This window comes from Streptomyces sp. NPDC029169 (genome assembly GCF_055563935.1).
Genome location: NZ_JBVHXA010000012.1, coordinates 227,452 through 246,999 on the forward strand (window position 1 = coordinate 227,452; position 19,548 = coordinate 246,999).

The following is a 19,548-nucleotide window of genomic DNA, read 5'->3' on the forward strand; positions in this document are numbered from 1 at the left end:
GGACCGGGAGAAAGGCAGGCACAGCGGATGTACCACACCTGGATGCGCTACTTCACGCCCAGCCCGGTCCACCACCGCCTCGGACTCGTCTGCCTCGGCGTCGGACTCCAGCACGGCGCCCTGCCCACCGTCGGCCCACGCACCCTCGACCACCACGTCGCCGTCGTCGTCAGCGCCGGCAGCGGCTGGTACCGGGGCCCCGACGGGCGCCGCACCACCATCGCCGCACCCGCCCTGATCTGGCTCACACCCGGCGTCCCCCACCACTACTCCGCCGACCCCGAGACCGGCTGGGACGAGGCCTTCGTCGACTTCGCGGGACCCGCCACCACCACCTACACCGAACTCGGCTACATCGAACCCGACCGGCCCGTCGTCCCCCTCTCCGACGCCGCCGCCCCCCGCACCGCCATCGGCCGCATCGCCCGCGCCGCCCGCCGCGGCAACCCCCTCCTGGAGGTCGAGACCGGCGCCGCCGTCCACGAACTCCTCGTCGCCCTGCGCCGCGCCCGCGCCGACACCAACGCCGACGGCGACCCCGTCCTCACCGCCCTCGCCCGCGACGCCTTCCAGCCGCTGTCCGTCGCCGAACACGCCGCCCGCCACGGCATGACCCAGGCCGAACTGCGGACCGCCGTCCGCCGCGCCGCCGGCTGCAGCCCCAAGGACTACCTGCTCACCATCCGGCTCGGCCGCGCCAAGGAACTCCTCGCCGCCACCGAACTCCCCGTCGCCGCCGTCGCCCGCCGCGTCGGCTACGACGACCCCGCCTACTTCTCCCGGCTCTTCACCCGCAGGGTCGGCACCGCCCCCATCCGCTTCCGCGAACAGCAGGGCCGGACCGTCCCCGGCGGCTGGAGCAACCGGATCCCGGATCCCGAACACCCGCCGACGATCGCCTCCCGATCCGTCTAAGCTCGCTGCTCATGAGCGAGATCGACGAGTCCGTACGAGCGGAACTGACCCGGCTGCGCGAAAGCATCGACAACATCGACGCGGCGGTCGTCCACATGCTCGCCGAACGCTTCAAGTGCACCCAGCAGGTCGGCGTCCTCAAGGCCAAGCACCACCTGCCCCCCGCCGACGCGGCCCGCGAGGCCCGCCAGATCGCCCGCCTGCGCGAGCTGGCCGAGAACGCGAAACTGGACCCGGCGTTCGCGGAGAAGCTGCTGAACTTCATCATCGCCGAGGTCATCCGGCACCACGAGACGATCGCGGACGGAACGCAGGGATGAACGGAGCACAGGGATGAACCGCGTCACGGTCTTCACCCTCGGCGGCACGATCTCCGCCCGCGGCGGCGACGCGTCCCGCATGACGGGGACGGAGGTCCTCGCGGCCCTCGGCCTGACGGCCCCCTCGTCCGCCTCCGGCACCTCGGCCACCGCCGAGCCACCCGGAACGCCCGGGCTCTCCGACAGCTCCGGCACCTCGGCCACGCCGCCCGCCTCGGCCGCCTCCGGCACCTCGGGCATCCCCGCACCCTCGGCCGCCCCCGCACCCTCGACCACCTCCCGCGCCGCCGAGCTCGACGTGGAGCTGCGTGACTTTCGGCGTCTCCCCAGTTCCTCCCTCACCTTCGAGGACCTCGCCGCGCTCGCCCGCGAGGTGGGCGAGGCCGTCTCCGCGGGTTCCGGGGTCGTCGTGGTTCAGGGAACCGACACGCTTGAGGAGACCGCGTTCCTCCTCGACCTGCTCTGCGAGACCAGCCGACCCGTCGTCGTCACCGGCGCCATGCGCCGCCCCGACCTGCCCGGCGCCGACGGCCCCGCCAACCTGGCCGCCGCGATCGCCGTCGCCGCCGACCCCGGCTGCGCCGGCCTCGGCGTCCTCGTCGTCCTCGCCGACGAGATCCACGCCGCCCGCCTCGTCCGCAAGACCCACACCACCTCCGTCGCCACCTTCGCCTCCCCTGGCGCGGGCCCGCTCGGCACCGTCGTCGAGGGCGAGCCGCGCATCCTGCTGCGCCCCGCCGGCACCAGCGCCATCCACCCCCTCCGCTTCGACCCGGCGGTACGGGTCGCCCTCGTCACCCTCTCCCTCGGCGACCGCGGCGAACTCCTCGACGCGGTCGACACCCGCTTCGACGGCCTCGTCGTCGCCGCCTTCGGCGCCGGCCACGTCCCCACCTGGCTCGTCGAACCCCTGGAACGGCTCGCCACCCGCATCCCCGTCGTCCTCGCCTCCCGCACCGGCGCGGGCGCCACCCTCTCCCGTACGTACCGAGGACCCGGCTCCGAGTACGACATGCTGCACCGCGGCCTCATCCCCGCCGGCCCCCTCGACCCCGCCAAGGCCCGCCTCCTCCTCCACGCCCTCCTCTCCACCGGCGCCAAGAGCCCCTCCGGCTACGACCGCCCCGGCATCACCGCCGCCTTCACCCACGTCACCGGCACCGGCCTCGCCTGACGAGACGGCGGCGCTGAGCTCTCAGCGGAACCCCCCTCCCGGGGCCGTATCCCATCGGGCAGCATGGCCCCATGTCCGTACTGACGCGCGACGAAGCGCAGACCCGTGCCCAGCTCCTCGACGTCCACCACTACACGGTCGACCTCGACCTCACCACCGGCGACGAGACCTTCGAATCCACGACCGCGATCCGGTTCACCGCCCGCACCGCCGCGGACACCTTCGTCGAGCTGAAGCCCGTCACGCTCCACTCCCTCCACCTCGACGGCCGGCCCCTCGACCCCGCCTCCCTCCACGAGAACCGGGTCCCGCTGAGCCTCACCGAGGGCGAGCACGAGCTGCGCGTCGTCACGACGATGCGGTACTCCCGCACCGGCGAAGGCATGCACCGCTTCACGGACCCCACCGACGGCGAGTCGTACGTCTACACCCAGCTCTTCATGGAAGACGTCCAGCGCGTCTTCGCCGCCTTCGACCAGCCCGACCTCAAGGCCGTCTTCGAGGTGAGCGTCAAGGCCCCCGACCACTGGACCGTCCTCGCCAACGGCATCACCGAGCAGCAGCCCGACGGCCGCTGGAAGGCCGCCGCCACCCCTCTCCTCTCCACCTACTTCGTCTGCGTCGCCGCCGGCCCCTGGCACTCCATCCGCACCGAACACGCCGGACTGCCCTTCGCCATCCACTGCCGCCGCTCCCTCGCCCCCCACCTCGACGCCGACGCCGACGAGATCCTCGACATCACCAAGGCCTGCTTCGACCGCTTCCACGAGAAGTTCGAGGAGCCCTACCCCTTCGACTCCTACGACCAGGCCTTCGTCCCCGAGTTCAACGCCGGCGCCATGGAGAACCCCGGCCTCGTCACCTTCCGCGACGAGTTCGTCTACCGCTCCGCCGTCACCGTCACCGAACGCCAGACCCGCGCCATGGTCATCGCCCACGAGATGGCCCACATGTGGTTCGGCGACCTCGTCACCCTGCGCTGGTGGGACGACATCTGGCTCAACGAGTCCTTCGCCGAATACATGGGCTACCAGACCATCAACGAAGCGTGCTCCGACCGCTTCCCCAACACCTGGATCGACTTCGGCATCGAGCGCAAGGCCTGGGGCTACGACGCCGACCAGCGCCCCTCCACCCACCCCGTCGCCCCCGACCCCGACGCCGTCCCCGACACCGCCTCCGCGCTCCTCAACTTCGACGGCATCTCCTACGCCAAGGGCGCCTCCGCCCTGCGCCAACTCGTCGCCTGGATGGGGGAGAAGGACTTCCTCGCCGGCATCAACACCCACTTCAAGCGGCACAGGTTCGGCAACGCCACCCTCGCCGACTTCATCGACAACCTCGCCTCGGCCACCGACCGCGACGTCCACGGCTGGGCCGAGAAGTGGCTGCGCACCACGGGCGTGGACACGCTCACCCCGGAGCTGGGCGAAGCGCTCACGGTGCGGCACGCGGGCAGCCGCCCGCACCGCATCGCCGTCGGCGTCTACGACCGCGACCTCGTCGACGGCCGCCGGCTCGTCCTGCGCGAACGCCTGGAGACCGACGTCCCGCAGACCGAGCCCCTGGACCTCTCCGGCCCGCGCCCCGCCCTCGTCGTCCTCAACGACGGCGACCTCACCTACGCCAAGGTCCGCCTGGACGAGACCTCCCTGGAGACCGTCCTGCGCGGCATCTCCGGCATCCCCGACGCCCTCACCCGCGCCCTCGTCTGGAACACCCTGCGCGACATGGTCCGCGACGGCGAACTGGAGCCCTCCGCCTACCTGCACACGGCCGAGGCCCACCTCCCCGAAGAGACCGACCTCGCCATCGTGCAGGGCGTCCTCGCCTTCGCCCGCACCCAGATCGCCGACCGGTACGTCTCCGCCGAGGAACGCCCCGCCGGGCTGGCGCTGCTCACCGGCATCGCCCGCGACCTCATCCGCCGCACCGAGGACGGCGAGAACCCCGGACTGCGCCTCACCGCCGTCCGTACGGTCATCAGCAGCGCCACCCAGCCCGACACCATCGCCGCCTGGCTCGCCGACGGAACCGTCCCCGGCGGCCCCGAGGTCGACCCCGAACTGCGCTGGCGCATCCTCGCCCGCCTCGCCGTCCTCGGCGCGACCGACGAGCCCGCCATCGCCGCCGAACTCGAGCGCGACCCCAGCGCCACCGGCCAGGAGGGCGCCGCCCGCTGCCGCGCCGCCCTGCCCACCCCCGAGGCGAAGGCGGCCGCCTGGGCCGACCTCTTCGACTCCGACGACCTGTCCAACTACCTCTTCACGGCGACGGCCCAGGGCTTCTGGCAGCCCGAACAGGCCGATCTGGTACGGGAGTACGTCCCCCGCTTCTACCCGGCGGCCACCGCCCTCGGCGCCCGCCGCGGCCCCGCGATGGCCGAGGCCGCCGGCCGCTACGCCTTCCCGGCATACGCGATCGACGCGGAGTCCCTCGCCCTGGGCGACCACCACCTCCAGGACGAATCCCTGACCCCGGCCCTCCGCCGTAAACTCGTCGACCAACTCGCCGACCTCCGCCGGGCACTGAAGGTCCGCACGGCCTGACCCACCGGCGAAGTCGCTGGGCGGTTCAACCTCACGCACCACAGAGGTTGAACCGCCAACAGGACCCGCCGACCTCCGGGACGCATAGTGGGCAGGGGAACGCCTGCGCGGCGCCCGCCCCGGGCCTTCCCCCGCCCACCCCATTCCTGCGGGCGTCTGCGAGGCCCTCATGCCGTATCTCCGCATCCAAGGCGAATTCCGGATCGTGGGAACACGCCCCGACGGCGACACCGTCCGGTTCTACCCGGACGATCCGACCGCCTGGGCCACCTTCCCCGGCCCCCATCCGATAGTGATCCGCGGCCCCGGCGGGGCCAATCTGCGCCTGGAGGGCATCGACGCCCTCGAGACCCACTTCAAACCGCCCTTCGTCAGCGGCCCCGAACTGCACCAGCCCAAGGTCCCCGCCGACGCGGCTGCCGCCGAGCTGCTCCGGCTCCTCGGCTTCGACCCCGTCCAGCGCACGCCCAGCGGAAAGGTGAAGGCCCCCACCAACCCGGCCGCGGTCCGCGGTTACGTGATCACGCGCGGAGCCGACCCGCACGGCCGCTGCATCGCGTTCACCGGCCCGGGCGACGGGCCCGCGGCCGACGCGAACGGCGAGCTCTTCTTCACCCCCGCGATGATGCACGAGACGGTCAACCACAAGCTGCTCGCCAAGGGCTTCGCCTACCCGATCTTCTACCGCACGCTCTTCCCCGACCTCCGGAACGACCTCACCGCGACGGCGGTCAAGGCCCGAACGGACGGCGAGGGCCTGTGGCCGCTCGACAAGACCCACAGCAACACCACCGTGATCGGCCCGCCCAAGATCGACGAAGACGTCATCTACCCCAAGTTCTTCCGCCGGCTCGGCGAGTACGTGCTCGAGAACGACGGGGACCCGGCGCTTGACGGCTTCGTGGTCTACCTCCGCCGCAAGGCCGACAAGTTCACCCTTCTCTCCACCGGGCACTTCAGCACCGGCCTCGACCTGATCATCGAGGTCAACGCGAACAAGGTCCGCTGGACCCACCCGGTCGAGGACATCGTCTTCGAGGAGTGAGCGCCGGCGAGGGGTGCCAGTGAGGAGTGAGCGACGGTGGGGAGTCAGCGCAGGTAGTGAGCGCCGGTCCCGGGCGCGCCGCAAGGCCCCGTCCCCCGTTCGGGTTGCGTCGGAACGCTCCCCGGACAAACCCGTAGAACCCCCGGCACGGTGGTGCCATGTGTGCCGCGCCCACCCCCGATGCCTCACTCCTCGCCGGAGGCGACACCGGACCCGACGCCCTGCGCCCCCTCCTGGACACCGTCCTCGACGCACTGCGCACGGGCGCGGCGGCACGCGGCGGCCCGATCCCGCCCGGCGGCCCGCAGGCAGTGGCCGCACAGGTCCGCGATGCCCTCGGAGGCACCGCACTCCCGGAGACCGGCACCGACCCCACCACCGCCCTCCACACCCTCACCCGCGCCCTCGCCCAAGGCGCCGCCGACCCCGCCCACCCCCTCTGCGCCGCCCACCTCCACACCCCGCCCCTCGCGCTCGCCGCCGCCGCCGACCTCGCCGCCGCCGCGCTCAACCCCTCCATGGACTCCTGGGACCAGGCCCCCGCCGCCTCCGCTCTCGAAGCCCTGGTCACCGAGGCCCTCGCCCAGGCCGTCTACCCGCGAGCGACAGCCCCCGACGCCCTCGTCACCACCGGCGGCACCGAGTCCAACCAGCTCGCCCTCCTCCTCGCCCGAGAGCGCCACGGCCCCGGCCAACCCGTCCAGACCGTCGTCGGCGCCAACGCCCACCACTCCTTCCGCCGCGCCGCCTGGCTCCTCGGCCTCCCCGAGCCAGTGACCGTCCCCACCCCCCACGGCACCCTCGACCCCGCCGCCCTCGACGAGGCCCTCACCGACCTCCACGGCCCCCTCCTCGTCGCCGCCACCGCCGGCGCCACCGACACCGGCCGCATCGACCCCCTCCCCGAGATCGCCGACCTCTGCGACGCCCACCGCGCCGACCTGCACATCGACGCCGCCTACGGCGGCCCCCTCCTCTTCAGCGACACCCACCGCCCCCTCCTCACCGGCCTCGACCGCGCCCGCACCGTCACCCTCGACCTGCACAAACTCGGCTGGCAGCCGGCCGCCGCCGGACTCCTCGCCGTACGGGACGCGAGCGACCTCACCGCCCTCTCCCACACCGCCGACTACCTCAACGCACCCGACGACACCGAAGCCGGCCTCCCGGACCTCCTCGGCCGCTCCCTGCGTACCACCCGCCGCCCCGACATCCTCAAGATCGCCGTCACGCTGCGTGCCCTCGGCCGCAACGGACTCGGCGCGCTCGTCGACCAGGTCTGCGCACGCGCCCAGCAGCTCGCCGACCTCATCGACAAGTCCCCCACCCTCGAACTCCTCGAGCGCCCCACCCTCACCACCGTCCTCTTCCGCCCCACCGACGCCGACGACACCACCGTCGCCGCGATCCGCCGCACCCTCCTCACCGAAGGGCGCGCCGTCCTCGGCCGCGCCCACGAGGACGGCCGGCTCTGGCTCAAGGCCACCCTGCTCAACCCCCACGCCACCCCCGGCGACCTCCAGCACATCCTCAACCTCGTGGAAGGCAGCACCGACCGATGACCGGCAGCACCCCGCAGCGCCCCCACCGCGACCTCGACCACCCCCATGACCTGGTGGGCATCGGCATCGGCCCGTTCAACCTCTCCCTCGCCGCACTCGCCCACGGCGTCCCCGGCGGCCTCGCCACCACCTTCTACGACCAGAACCCCGCCTTCCACTGGCACCCCGGCCTCCTCATCGACGGCGCCACCCTCCAAGTCCCCTTCCTCGCCGACCTGGTGACCCTCGCCGACCCCGCCAGCCCCTGGTCGTTCCTCAACTACCTGCGCTCCCGCGACCGCCTCTTCCCCTTCTACTTCGCCGAGAAGTTCCACATCCAGCGCGCCGAGTACGACGCCTACTGCCGCTGGGTCAGCGACCAGCTCCCCGGCCTGCACTTCGGCCACCAGGTCGACGCCGTCCGCTGGAACCCCGAACGCGCCCTGTTCGAGGTCGACTTCACCCAGCTCGACACCGACGGCGAGGCCGAGGCCCTGGGTCGCGCCTACACCCGTAACGTCGTCCTCGGCGTCGGCACCGAACCGTACGTACCCGAACCCCTCAAGCCGCTCGCCGACGCCCCGAACGTCCCCGTCATCCACTCCGCCGACTACCTCGACCACCGCGAACGGCTCATCGCCGCCGAACACGTCACGGTCATCGGCTCAGGACAGTCCGGCGCCGAGATCTTCCTCGACCTGCTCCGCGCCCGGCCCGCCGGAGCCGAGAAGATCCACTGGCTCGCCCGCACCGAGGCGTTCGCGCCCATGGAGTACTCCAAGCTCGGCCTGGAACACTTCACCCCCGACTACACCCGCTACTTCCACTCCCTCACCGAGCAGGCACGCAACGAACTCGTGCCCCGCCAGTGGCAGTTGCACAAGGGCATCGACACCGACACCATCGCCGCCATCCACGACGAGCTCTACCGGCGCACCCTCCACGGCGGCTGGCCCGACGCCGTCCTCACCCCCGGCGTCCGCGTCCGCACCGCCGGCCGCGTCGCCACCACCAAGGTCGAACTCCACCTGGAACACGTCCAGCAGTCCACCCGCTCCCGCCTCACCACCGACGCCGTCGTCCTCGCCACCGGCTACCGCGAACGCCCCCTCGACCGGATCCTCGCCGGACTCGACCCCTACCTGCGCCACGACTCCGCCGGACGGGCCAGGATCGACCACGAGTTCCGGCTCGTCCTCGACGAGTGCGTCACCGGAAACGTCTACGTACAGAACGCCGAGAAGCACACCCACGGCGTCGGCGCCCCCGACCTCGGCCTCGCCGCCTGGCGCAGCGCCACCATCCTCAACTCCCTCACCGGCAAAGAGCCCTACCCACTGCCCCGCCGCACCGCCTTCACCAGCTTCGGCCTGGAACGGCAAGAGGCGCCACGCATCCCGGCCCAGGGCCAGGCGCTGACGCCTCTCACACAGAGCTGAACTAGAACACGGGCACGCCGTCCCGGGTCAACTTCCAGTCCACCGACGCGAACTGGCCCGGGTCGATCGCCCCCTTCGCCTTCACCCACTGAATGATCGTGTTACGGATCTCATCCGAATTCGCCCACAACTGCTGCGCGTTCGCCACATGCGGGAACGCACCGCCACCGCTGGCACGATAATTGTTCACCGCGAGCACGAACCGCGCCGCCGGATCGATCGGCTGCCCGCCGTACGACAGGTTCACGATCCGCGAACCGGCCGGCTTGGCGATGTCGATCTCGTACGTCACCCCGTACACGGCGTCGTAGTTGTAGTCCGGCGTCCCACCCGCGTTCGTCAGCTTCGCCGGGTCCACCGGCACGCCCGCCGGAGTCTGGACGTAATACCGCGCCGAGTACTCCAGATAGTCCTTGACCTGAGCACCCGTCAGCAGACGAGCCTCCAGCGTGTTCTCGAAGACATACAGCCCCGCCGCGTCACGGATGGTGACCTGACCCGCCGGGATCGCCGCCGTACGGGAGAAGCAGGACGCCTGCGACAGCACGGGAAGCGCCGCATACGCGCCGCCGGCCAGCGCCGCCTTCACCGTCTCCGCCTGGACATGGTTGATCAGATCGATGATCGGCTCGTCCTTCCACGGCGCCTCGGCCGTGGCCATCGTCGCGCTGGAGGTACCGATGATCTGATTGACGTACGCCACGACCTTCTTGTGCTCGTCCGCGAGCAGCCCTACGATCTCCGGGTCCTCCTCCACCGTGTTGGAGTTCAGGACCTGCGCGCCGACCCTCTCCACCACCCAGCGGCCCTTCTCCCACACCAGGTCGAAGTCGAAGAGCGTCAGCCGCTGCCCCCACTTCAGCGGCTCGGACAACACCACGTCCTTGCCGGTCTCCTTGTTCTTCACCCGGTACTCGGGGATCTCGGTGTGCGCGTGCCCCACCAGGATCGCGTCGATCCCCGGGACCTGCTCGGCGACCAGACCCGCCGCGTTCTCGATGTGCGGCAGCTGGTCACCGTACGAGGACGTGCCGCTGGAACCGCTGTGCGCCGACACCACCACCACGTCCGCACCCATCGAGCGAAGCTTCGGCACCCACTTCGCCGCCTGCTCCTCCAGACCGGGGAAGACCATCTTGCCCGTGACGTTCGCCTTGTCCCAGATGGCGATACCCGGGTTCGTCAGGCCGAGTATCGCGACCTTCACATCCCGGCCGTGCGGAGTCCGCAGCCGGTGCATGCTGTACGGCGGGAACGCCGGCCGCAGCGTCTTCGCATCGAGCGCGTTGGCACCGAGCAGCGGGAAATCGCACTGCTCCTCGAACTTCCGCAGCACCGGGATGCCGTAGTTGAACTCGTGATTGCCCAGCGCCGCGGCGTCGTAGCCGATGGCGTTCATCGCCTGCGCCATGGGATGGACGGGGCCCTGGGCGGCGGTGATCGGGTCGACCTTGGCGTAGTAGTACGACAGCTGGGTGCCCTGGATGGTGTCACCGGCATCGATGAGGAGCGTGTTGCACCGCCCCTTCGCCTCGCGCACCTGATCGACGAGCGTGGAGATCTTCGCGAGGCCGACGTCGTTGTGCGCCTTGTCGTCGAACTCCTTGTCGGTGAAATAGTCCCAGTTGAAGACATTGCCGTGCAGATCGGTCGTACCCATCACGGTGAACGCGTACCGCTTGGCCGGCCGGGGATGAGGCCCATAGGCCTGCGCCGGAGCGGCGGCGGCCCCGGTCGCGAGAGCGGCTCCGGCTCCGACGGCCACGGAGCCCTCCAGGAACGTCCGACGGTTCAACGGCATGAGTTCTCCTTGGTTCAATGGCGCACAACGCGCGTAGATTCTGGCCCACCCGCCCCCTCGGCAACAGAGGTTTCCGGTTACGGAGTGGGAAAGTGTTCGGTACCACAACCGCCGCCCGCACGAGGGAGCCAGAAGTGACGACCCCACACCCGACCCCGGAAGCACCGCAGGTGGCGGTCCGCGGGGAAGCCCGACTCGACGTCGACCCCGAAATCGCCCGCATCGGCGTCACGGTCAGCGCCCGCGGCACGGACCGAGCCGCCACCCTCACCGACCTGACACGGCGCAACACCCTCGCCCTCGACCTCATCAAGTCCTACGGCGAAGCAGTGGAGAAACTGGAGACCGGCGCCTTCTCCATCACCCCCGAACCCGCCAAGCACGGACGCGGCGAACGAATCCGCGCCTACCAGGGCCGCGTCCACCTCACCGCCGAACTACGCGACTTCACCGCCCTCGGCGAACTCGTCACCCGCCTCGCCGACCTCGACCTCACCCGCGTCGACGGCCCCTGGTGGACACTGCGCCCCGACTCCCCGGCCTACGCCGAAGCCCGCCGCACAGCCGTCGGAGAGGCGGTCCAGCGCGCCCGCGCCTACGCGGAGGCGCTCGGCACCTCCCTGGCCGCCCTCCTCGAACTCTCCGACACCGGCCTCGTCCCCCCACCCGCCCCGACCGGCGGCATGCGGATGGCCTTCGCAGCCGAATCCGTCGACACACCCCCACCCCTCGACCTCGAACCCCAGCGCCAGACCGTCACGGCCGAAGTGACGGCCCGCTTCACGATGACCCCACCGACGCTGTAGCGCCGACGGCGCTTCACGCTCATCGGAGCAGGTGCCCGCACAGATTCAAGACTTGTCAATAACCCTTCACGCAAAGGTTGTTGAACAGACATGCCCGGCCCCTGAACTACCCATCGGTAAGCCCTAGGGTCGAACCATGCGCCGAGCGAAAATCGTTTGCACCCTGGGGCCAGCCACCGACTCATACGACCAGATCAAGGCACTGGTCGAAGCCGGAATGGACGTCGCCCGATTCAACCTCAGCCACGGCACCTACGCCGAACACGAGGAGCGCTACCAGCACGTACGCAAAGCCTCCGACGAGACCGGCCGCAGCATCGGCATCCTCGCCGACCTTCAAGGCCCGAAGATCCGCCTCGGCCGCTTCCGCGAAGGCCCCGTACTCCTTGAACGCGGCGACGAGTTCACCATCACCGTCGAACCCGTCGAAGGCGACCGCCACACCTGCGGCACCACCTACCAGGGACTCGCCACCGACGTCACCACCGGCGAACGCATCCTCGTCGACGACGGCCGCGTCACCCTCGAAGTCACCGCAGTCGACGGACCCCGCGTCCACACCCTCGTCATCGAAGGCGGCATGGTCTCCGACCACAAGGGACTCAACCTCCCCGGCGTCGCCGTCTCCGTCCCCGCCCTCTCCGACAAGGACATCGACGACCTCCGCTGGGCCCTGCGCACCGGAGCCGACGTCATCGCCCTCTCCTTCGTCCGCAGCGGCCGCGACATCGAAGACGTCCACCGCATCATGGACGAAGAAGGCCGCCGCCTCCCCGTCATCGCCAAGATCGAGAAGCCGCAAGCGGTCGACAACATCGACGACATCGTCGCCGCCTTCGACGGCATCATGGTCGCCCGCGGCGACCTCGGCGTCGAAATGCCCCTCGAACAGGTCCCCATCGTCCAGAAGCGCGCCATCAAACTCGCCAAGCGCAACGCCAAGCCGGTCATCGTCGCCACCCAGATGCTCGACTCGATGATCGACAACTCCCGGCCCACCCGCGCCGAAGCGAGCGACGTGGCGAACGCGGTGATCGACGGCACCGACGCGGTCATGCTCTCCGGCGAAACAAGCGTCGGCAGCTACCCCATCGAAACCGTCCGCACGATGGGCCGCATCGTGGAAGCCGCGGAGGAAGACATCCTCGCCAAGGGCCTCCCACCCCTGACGGAACGCAACAAACCCCGCACCCAGGGCGGAGCCGTCGCCCGCGCCGCCGCCGAGATCGGCGACTTCCTCGGCGCGAAGTTCCTCGTCGCCTTCACCCAGTCCGGCGACACCGTCAAGCGCCTCTCCCGCTACCGCTCCCCGATCCCCCTCCTCGCCTTCACCCCCGACCCGGCCACCCGCTCCCAGCTGAACCTGACATGGGGCGTGGAAACCTTCCTGGGCCCCCACGTCGACTCCACCGACGCGATGGTCGCCCAGGTCGACGAGGAACTCCTCCGCATCGGCCGCTGCCAAAAGGGCGACACGGTCATCATCACCGCCGGCTCCCCACCGGGCGTCGCGGGCTCGACGAACCTGGTCCACGTCCACCACATCGGCGACCCGATGACGGGCTGAGGCCTCAGGACTTGGGCCCCACGTGCAGGTCCATGAGCGCGACGGACGCCTTGCGGGCGACCGAGATGTTGTACGGCTTCCCGTTGCGGGTGCATTGCGTCCACTCGACACCAAGGCTGTCGAGCGTGTCGGTGTAGAGCTGCCGGATGTCGTCCGACACGTTGGTGAACCAGTACCGCGGGTACTCGTATCGCTTGCGCTCGCCGTTCACGATCCGAGTGGTCCAGTTAATGGTCCGACAGCCGTCGGAGTGGACCAGCCCGCGCACGAACTCCCAGGGGTGCGCGTCCACGACCGCCTGCTGCCAGGGCTCCAAGGCGATCACGCGCTCGTGCTTCTTGCCTGGCCCGTGCTGAGGGAACATGCACGTCCAGTGCTTGGTGTACGACTTCACCTCGGCGCACCCCTGCCTGATCCGTCGACCGACCCTTGGCATGGCCATCACGCTGCGCATCGCCGTTTCGGCGGCGTCGATCAGTGCCGGCCAGGAGGCGGTGCAGAAGATCGACAGATGGTGCTGCTTCCTCTTCGACGTGATGTGGCCGTCCCCGAGGTAGAGGCCCAGGAGATAGGCGTACGCGGGTGCGTCTAATGGGCGGCGCGTGCACACAGGGCAGTCTGTGGGGCGTTCGAACCGGACGCCGTGCTTTCGGCGGTCCTCCGAAAGCCACCAACCGACCGTGCCGCGCGGCACGTTGAGTTGTTCGGCAACCGCTCGGTTGCTCATGCCCCGGCGTAGGAGTGCGAGTGCTTCGTCGCGAATCGAAGGATGGTGTTGTCCCATGGCGCGAGCTTTGCCTGACTTTCGCCGCGCCGAGTGGATTCGAAGGTGTGTTCACCGTGAAGGGTGAAGATCGCCGATTGGCTGATCAACCTTAGAAAGGAAGGGAAAGTGCCCCGAGTCGGATTCGAACCGACGCTGTATGGGTTTTGAATCCATGGCCTCTACCGCTGGGCTACCGGGGCCCCTTCGAAACGAAGGGAGGTAAGGACCCTCCGTGCCCCAACCATACCGCAGCTAGGTAGGCTCATGGAGAGCAGTACCTGCCCCATAACGAGGAGCCCCCGTGACCGCCCCCGAGTCGCCCCAGCCCGCCGCCGACGACGATCAGTCGCACGTCCCGCCGCTGACGACCCGCGTCGTCATCGCCGAGGACGAGGCCCTCATCCGCCTCGACCTCAAAGAGATGCTCGAAGAAGAGGGCTACTCGGTCGTCGGCGAGGCCGGCGACGGGGCCCGGGCCGTCGAGCTTGCCCGGGAGCACCGGCCGGACCTCGTCATCCTGGACGTGAAGATGCCCGTTCTGGACGGGATCTCCGCCGCGGAGAAGATCGCGGGGGAGTCCATCGCCCCGGTCCTGATGCTCACCGCCTTCTCGCAGCGTGAGCTCGTCGAGCGGGCGCGGGACGCCGGGGCCATGGCGTACCTGGTGAAGCCGTTCAGCAAGAGTGATGTCGTGCCGGCGATCGAGATGGCCGTGTCGCGCTTCGCGGAGCTGCGCGCGCTGGAGAAGGAGGTCGCGGACCTCTCGCAGCGGCTGGAGACCCGCAAGCTGGTGGACCGGGCGAAGAGCATCCTTCAGACGCAGTACGGTCTGACGGAGCCCGCCGCGTTCCGGTGGATCCAGAAGACGTCGATGGACCGTCGTATGTCGATGCAGCAGGTCGCGGAGGCGGTCATCGAGGATGCCGAGGAGAAGAAGGCGGCGAAGGGCCAGCAGTAGCCCGGCAGCCCCGGCCCCGTCTCGTACGACGGAGAAGGCCCGCCCCACATCGTTGTGGGGCGGGCCTTCTGTCCGTGGGGACGGGGGTTACTCCTCGCCGAGGTACGTCTTGCGGACGTCGTCGTTGACGAGCAGGTCCTGGCCGGTGCCGGACAGTTTGATCGTGCCGACCTCGAGCACGTAGCCGTAGTCCGCGAGGGACAGGGCTGCCTGGGCGTTCTGCTCGATGAGCAGGATGGTCATGCCTTCGGCCTTGAGCGTGGCGATGGTCTCCATGATCTTCTGCATCATGATCGGGGAGAGGCCCATGGAGGGCTCGTCGAGCATGAGCAGTTTGGGCTGGGACATCAGTGCGCGGCCCATGGCGAGCATCTGCTGCTCACCGCCCGAGAGGGTGCCGGCGGCCTGCTTTCGACGTTCGCCCAGGATGGGGAAGAGGTCGTAGGCGCGCTGGATGTCCTTCTCGATGCCGTCCTTGTCCTTGCGGAGGAAGGCTCCGAGCTGGAGGTTCTCGGCGATGGTGAGCTTGGGGAAGATGTGCCGGCCCTCGGGGGAGTGGGCCATGCCGAGGGAGACGACCTTGTGGGCGGGGATGCCGTTGAGGATCTGGCCGTCGAAGGTGATCTTCCCGCTGGCGGGCTTGATGAGGCCGGAGAGGGTGCGCAGGGTGGTGGTCTTGCCGGCTCCGTTGGTGCCGATCAGGGTGACGACCTGACCGGCCTCGACGGAGAAGGAGATGCCTTTGACGGCTTCGATCTTGCCGTAGGCGACCCTGAGGTCCTCGACCTCGAGGAGTGCGGTCACTTGGAGTCTCCTTCGGTGGTGCTGTCCGCGTCCTCGGACGCAGTTTCCGGGGCGTCGGCCTCGGGGGCTTCGTCGGCGGGGGCGTCCTCGGCGGGGGCCTCCTCGACGGGAGCCTCAGCCTCGGCCTCGGCCTCAGCCTCAGCCTCGGCCTCCGCGTGCGCCTCCGCCGCCTCGACCTCGGCGACTTCCTCCGCGCCCGGCGCGCCCTCGAAGGGGGTGCCGAGGTAGGCCGCGACGACGCGCTCGTCGCCCTGGACGACCTCGGAGGTGCCTTCGACGAGCTTCTCGCCCTGGACGAGCACGGCGACCCGGTCGCACAGGTTGAAGATGAACTTCATGTCGTGCTCGATGACGAGGACGGCGATGCCCTTGTCGCGGATGGCGAAGACGAGTTCCTCGGTGGCCCGGGTCTCGTTCTGGTTCATGCCCGCGGTCGGCTCGTCGAGCAGGAGCAGGCCGGGGTCGCTGGCCAGCGCCCGGGCGATCTCCAGCTTGCGCTGTTCGCCGTAGGGGAGGTTGCGGGCGAGGTGGTCGGCCTTGTTCTCCAGGCCGATGAACTCAAGGAGTTCCATGGCCCGTTCGCGGGAGGCGACTTCCGCCTTCTTGAAGCCGGGGCCGCGCAGGAGCGCGGACCAGAGGCCCTCCTTGGTCCGGGTGTGGCGTCCGACGAGGACGTTCTCCAGGACCGTCATGTTGGAGAAGAGGCGGATGTTCTGGAAGGTGCGGGCGATGCCGGCCTTGGTGACCAGGTGCGGCTTGGGCGGCAGCACGGTCCCCTTGTAGCTGACCTGTCCCTCGGTGGGGACGTACAGGCCGGTCAGGCAGTTGAAGAACGTGGTCTTGCCGGCGCCGTTGGGGCCGATGAGACCGACGATCTCGCCTTCGCGGACGGTGAGGTCGACTTCGCGTACGGCGGTGAGTCCGCCGAAGCGCATGGTGACACCGCTGGCGTCGAGGACGGTGGCGGCGGTGGCCGCTGCCGTCGTTTCCGTGGTGGTGGTGGTCGTCATGGTGTTCACGCCCCCGCCTTCGCGGTTCCGACGCCGGTTTCGGCGGCGGGCCGCTGTTCCGGTACGTCGAGCTTGTCAGCGTTCTCGTCGTGCTCGTGGTACTCGAGCTGGGCGCGCCGGTTGGGGATGAGGCCCTCCGGGCGGAAGCGCATCAGCAGGATGAGCGCGAGGCCGAACGCGAGGAGCTGGTAGTCCTTGAGGAAGGACAGCTTCTCGGGGATGAGGAAGAGCAGCGCCGCGCCGAGGAGCGGGCCGCGGATGGTGCCCATGCCGCCGAGGATGACGGCCGCGAGGAGGAACGCGGAGTTCGGGGCGACGGGGCCGGCGAACACGTACATCTCGGGGAGGACCGTGCCCTGGAAGTGGGCCTGGACCGTGCCGGCGACGCCGGCGAGGGTGGCACCGAGGGCGAAGGCGATGAGCTTGACCCGGAAGCCGTTGATGCCCATGGCGGTCGCCGCGGTCTCGTCCTCGCGGATGGCGACCCAGGCGCGGCCGATGCGGGAGTCCTGTGCCCGGCTGAAGACCAGGACGACGAAGACCATCACAAGCAGCATGAGCAGGTAGTAGTTGGCGTACGAGCCGAGTTCCACGCCGAGGATGGTGTGGGTCTCGCCGAAGTCGTAGCCGAAGATGTTCAGCGCCGGGATGTTCGGGATGCCGTTGGGGCCGTTGGTGATCTGGGGTCCGTTGTCGCCGTCCATGTTGTTGACGGTGATGCGGAAGATCTCTCCGAAGCCGAGCGTCACGATGGCGAGGTAGTCGCCGTGGAGCCGGAGGGTCGGTGCGCCGATGATGACGCCGAAGATCAGGGAGGCGATGGCTCCGATGATCATGGCGGCCCAGAACGGGAGCTGGATGTCGAACGCGGAGGCCGTGGATCCGGAGACGAGGGCGGCCGTGTAGGCGCCGACGCCGAGGAAGGCGACGTAACCGAGGTCGAGCAGGCCCGCCAGGCCGACGACGACGTTGAGTCCGAGGGCGACTGTGGCGAAGATCAGGATCTGCACGGCGATCACGGTGAACGTGTCGGTGGTCTGGGTGAACGGGAAGACGGCCGCGGCAGCGAAGGCCGCGACGGCGGCGATCTGCTTGTTCTTGGACGCGATGGCCGAGATACGGCCGATCAGGCCCGACTTGTTGAGCGCGCCGGCGCCGCAGCCCGCGAGGAGCAGGTAGCCGATGAACAGCTCGGGGTACTCGGTGGAGATGCCGTAGGTGACGGCGTACATGCCGATCGCGAACGCGACGACGATCAGCAGGATCTCGGCCCAGGAGGGGATCTCCATGGGCTTCGCCGGCTTGCGGGAGTCGTCCTTCAGGGCGAACGCGGCCAGCGGGATGAGTACCGCGACGAAGGCGACGTATGCGCCGGGCTCCCAGTGCGCGATGCCGCCGAGCTGTGCGGCGATGGCGATCACGGTGTACCAGGTGGTGCCGAGGACGCCGACGGCGAGGAACTGCAGTGCCTTGCTGGACCCGGAGGGGGTGAGCCAGCGCAGGCCCTTGACGCCGAGCCCGGAGAGGGCGAAGAGCGTCAGGAGGAGGCCGCCGAAGAGGGTGAGGACCTGGAGGCCGCCGGGGTAGCCGGTGACGGTGAGGTTGCCGGGGAACTCGGTGGTGTAGGTCCAGGCGAGGAAGGTCGAGGCGACGGTGGCGAGGCCACCGGCGGCGACGATCCAGTGGAGGAGGCCGGGCGCCTGCGTGGCGTCGGTCCTCTCGGGGGTGCCGGTGGTCTCGGGGGTCTCCGGCGTCTTGGTGAGGTCGGTGGTCATCGCGATCACGCCCTGTCCGCTGTGCGCTGTCCGAGCAGACCTTGTGGTCTGAACAGGAGCACGAGGATGAGGAGGGAGAAGACCCAGATGTCCTTCCAGGCGCCGCCGCCGAACTGGTCCATCCCGGGGATGTGTTCGACGTAGGCGATGGAGAGGGTTTCGGCGAGACCGAGCACGACGCCGCCGATCATGGCGCCGTAGATGTTGCCGATGCCGCCGAGGACGGCTGCCGTGAAGGCCTTGAGGCCCAGCAGGAAGCCCATCTCGAAGCGGATCTGGCCCTTGTCGAGGCCCTCGGCGACCGCCGCGACCGCGGCGAACGCGGCGCCGATGGCGAAGGCCATCACGATGATGCGGTCGGTGTTGATGCCCATCAGCTTCGCGGTGTCCGGGTCCTGCGCCGTGGCCTGCATGGCGCGGCCGCTGCGGCTCTTCGAGACGAAGAGGCCGAGCGCGAGCATGCACGCGGGGGCGGCGACGAGGACGAACGTGTCGGCGCGGGAGATCGACAGGCCTTCGAAGATCTGGAAGCTTCCGCCCTGGAACTCGGGGAAGGTGACCTTGCTCTTGGCGCCGGGGTAGAAACCCCAGATGAGCTGCTGGAGCACGATCGACAGACCGATGGCCGTGATCAGCGGGGCGAGCCGGGGCGCGCCGCGCAGGGGGCGGTAGGCGAAGCGTTCGGCGGCGGTGGCGACGGCCACGGAGACCACCGCGCCGCCTATGAGCATCACGGGGATTGCGATCACGAGGGCGGTGCCCTCGGGCAGGATCGTGTACGCCGTGAGGGCGCCGAAGCCGCCGATCATGAAGATCTCGCCGTGGGCGAAGTTGATGAGCTGGACGATGCCGTAGACCATCGTGTATCCGATGGCGATGAGGCCGTAAAGGGCCCCCAGGGCAAGGCCGTCGGCCAGCTGTTGCGGCAGTTCGTTCACCGCAGGGCCTCCGATGAGCGTGTCGGATGTGACACCGGGGGGGGGGGGGGGGTGTGGTGGGGGCGGGGGGGGGTGGGGGGGGGGGGGGGGGGGGGGGGGGGGGGGGGGGGGGGGGGGGGGGGGGGGGAAGGGGGGGGGAG

The 19,548-nt window shown here is 69.9% G+C and carries 16 protein-coding genes and 1 tRNA gene; 10 read left to right on the forward strand and 7 right to left on the reverse strand.

The features are described 5' to 3' along the window. Nucleotides 1-27 precede the first annotated feature (27 nt). The 7 genes from ACZ4VI_RS23010 to ACZ4VI_RS23040 all read left to right on the forward strand — a co-directional run bounded on the left by ACZ4VI_RS23010 (nt 28) and on the right by ACZ4VI_RS23040 (nt 8,983). A complete protein-coding gene (locus tag ACZ4VI_RS23010) occupies nt 28-915 on the forward strand; it encodes a helix-turn-helix transcriptional regulator (protein ID WP_468001859.1) in 888 nt (295 codons plus the stop codon). Nucleotides 916-926: 11 nt separating this feature from the next. After that, nucleotides 927-1,235: a chorismate mutase gene (locus ACZ4VI_RS23015; RefSeq protein WP_468001860.1), complete on the forward strand. Its 309-nt coding sequence runs from the start codon at nt 927-929 to the stop codon at nt 1,233-1,235. 13 nt (nt 1,236-1,248) lie between these two features. Then, entirely contained in the window at nt 1,249-2,409 is a 1,161-nt protein-coding gene (locus tag ACZ4VI_RS23020; RefSeq protein WP_468001862.1) for an asparaginase, read from the forward strand. A gap of 71 nt (nt 2,410-2,480) precedes the next feature. Next, nucleotides 2,481-4,958, forward strand: a complete 2,478-nt coding sequence (pepN, locus tag ACZ4VI_RS23025) for an aminopeptidase N (RefSeq protein WP_468001864.1) — start codon at nt 2,481-2,483, stop codon at nt 4,956-4,958. 205 nt (nt 4,959-5,163) lie between these two features. Beyond that, nucleotides 5,164-6,003, forward strand: coding sequence for a nuclease (locus ACZ4VI_RS23030; RefSeq protein WP_468001865.1), 840 nt, complete (start codon nt 5,164-5,166; stop codon nt 6,001-6,003). Between the two features lie 158 nt (nt 6,004-6,161). Continuing rightward, nucleotides 6,162-7,565: a pyridoxal phosphate-dependent decarboxylase family protein gene (locus ACZ4VI_RS23035; RefSeq protein ID WP_468001867.1), complete on the forward strand. Its 1,404-nt coding sequence runs from the start codon at nt 6,162-6,164 to the stop codon at nt 7,563-7,565. Continuing rightward, a complete protein-coding gene (locus ACZ4VI_RS23040) occupies nt 7,562-8,983 on the forward strand; it encodes a lysine N(6)-hydroxylase/L-ornithine N(5)-oxygenase family protein (RefSeq protein ID WP_468001869.1) in 1,422 nt (473 codons plus the stop codon). The genes ACZ4VI_RS23035 and ACZ4VI_RS23040 overlap by 4 nt, the downstream gene beginning before the upstream one ends. Before the next feature lies 1 nt (nt 8,984). Here the strand turns inward: ACZ4VI_RS23040 and ACZ4VI_RS23045 are convergent, their stop codons facing one another. Then, on the reverse strand, nt 8,985-10,784 hold the full coding sequence (locus ACZ4VI_RS23045) for a bifunctional metallophosphatase/5'-nucleotidase (protein ID WP_468001871.1): 1,800 nt from the start codon (nt 10,782-10,784) through the stop codon (nt 8,985-8,987). 134 nt (nt 10,785-10,918) lie between these two features. On the opposite strand from ACZ4VI_RS23045, the gene ACZ4VI_RS23050 reads away from it, so the two are divergent. Then, a complete protein-coding gene (locus tag ACZ4VI_RS23050; protein ID WP_468001873.1) occupies nt 10,919-11,590 on the forward strand; it encodes an SIMPL domain-containing protein in 672 nt (223 codons plus the stop codon). Between the two features lie 136 nt (nt 11,591-11,726). Next, on the forward strand, nt 11,727-13,157 hold the full coding sequence (gene pyk / locus ACZ4VI_RS23055; RefSeq protein WP_468001875.1) for a pyruvate kinase: 1,431 nt from the start codon (nt 11,727-11,729) through the stop codon (nt 13,155-13,157). 4 nt (nt 13,158-13,161) lie between these two features. On the opposite strand, the gene ACZ4VI_RS23060 is transcribed toward pyk, so the two are convergent. Together ACZ4VI_RS23060 and ACZ4VI_RS23065 are read right to left on the reverse strand one after the other, a co-directional pair. After that, nucleotides 13,162-13,941, reverse strand: coding sequence for a helix-turn-helix domain-containing protein (locus ACZ4VI_RS23060; RefSeq protein WP_468001876.1), 780 nt, complete (start codon nt 13,939-13,941; stop codon nt 13,162-13,164). Nucleotides 13,942-14,050: 109 nt separating this feature from the next. After that, a tRNA-Leu gene (locus ACZ4VI_RS23065) sits at nt 14,051-14,123 on the reverse strand. A gap of 101 nt (nt 14,124-14,224) precedes the next feature. On the opposite strand from ACZ4VI_RS23065, the gene ACZ4VI_RS23070 reads away from it, so the two are divergent. Further along, complete coding sequence (locus tag ACZ4VI_RS23070; protein ID WP_468001878.1) at nt 14,225-14,881, forward strand: ANTAR domain-containing response regulator; 657 nt, start codon at nt 14,225-14,227, stop codon at nt 14,879-14,881. A gap of 87 nt (nt 14,882-14,968) precedes the next feature. Here the strand turns inward: ACZ4VI_RS23070 and ACZ4VI_RS23075 are convergent, their stop codons facing one another. Genes ACZ4VI_RS23075 through ACZ4VI_RS23090 form a run of 4 tightly spaced genes read right to left on the reverse strand, consistent with a single transcriptional unit; the run spans nt 14,969 to nt 19,408 of the window. Further along, nucleotides 14,969-15,685 (reverse strand): ABC transporter ATP-binding protein, encoded by a 717-nt coding sequence (locus tag ACZ4VI_RS23075; protein WP_468001880.1) that lies wholly within the window; start codon nt 15,683-15,685, stop codon nt 14,969-14,971. Then, on the reverse strand, nt 15,682-16,695 hold the full coding sequence (locus ACZ4VI_RS23080; RefSeq protein WP_468001900.1) for an ABC transporter ATP-binding protein: 1,014 nt from the start codon (nt 16,693-16,695) through the stop codon (nt 15,682-15,684). Before ACZ4VI_RS23080 ends, ACZ4VI_RS23075 begins: the two co-directional genes overlap by 4 nt. Nucleotides 16,696-16,700: 5 nt before the next feature. Then, nucleotides 16,701-18,470 (reverse strand): branched-chain amino acid ABC transporter permease, encoded by a 1,770-nt coding sequence (locus ACZ4VI_RS23085; RefSeq protein WP_468001881.1) that lies wholly within the window; start codon nt 18,468-18,470, stop codon nt 16,701-16,703. Between the two features lie 5 nt (nt 18,471-18,475). Beyond that, nucleotides 18,476-19,408 carry a branched-chain amino acid ABC transporter permease gene (locus ACZ4VI_RS23090; protein ID WP_468001883.1) on the reverse strand — a complete coding sequence of 311 codons (933 nt, stop codon included), beginning with the start codon at nt 19,406-19,408 and terminating at the stop codon, nt 18,476-18,478. Nucleotides 19,409-19,548 lie beyond the last annotated feature (140 nt).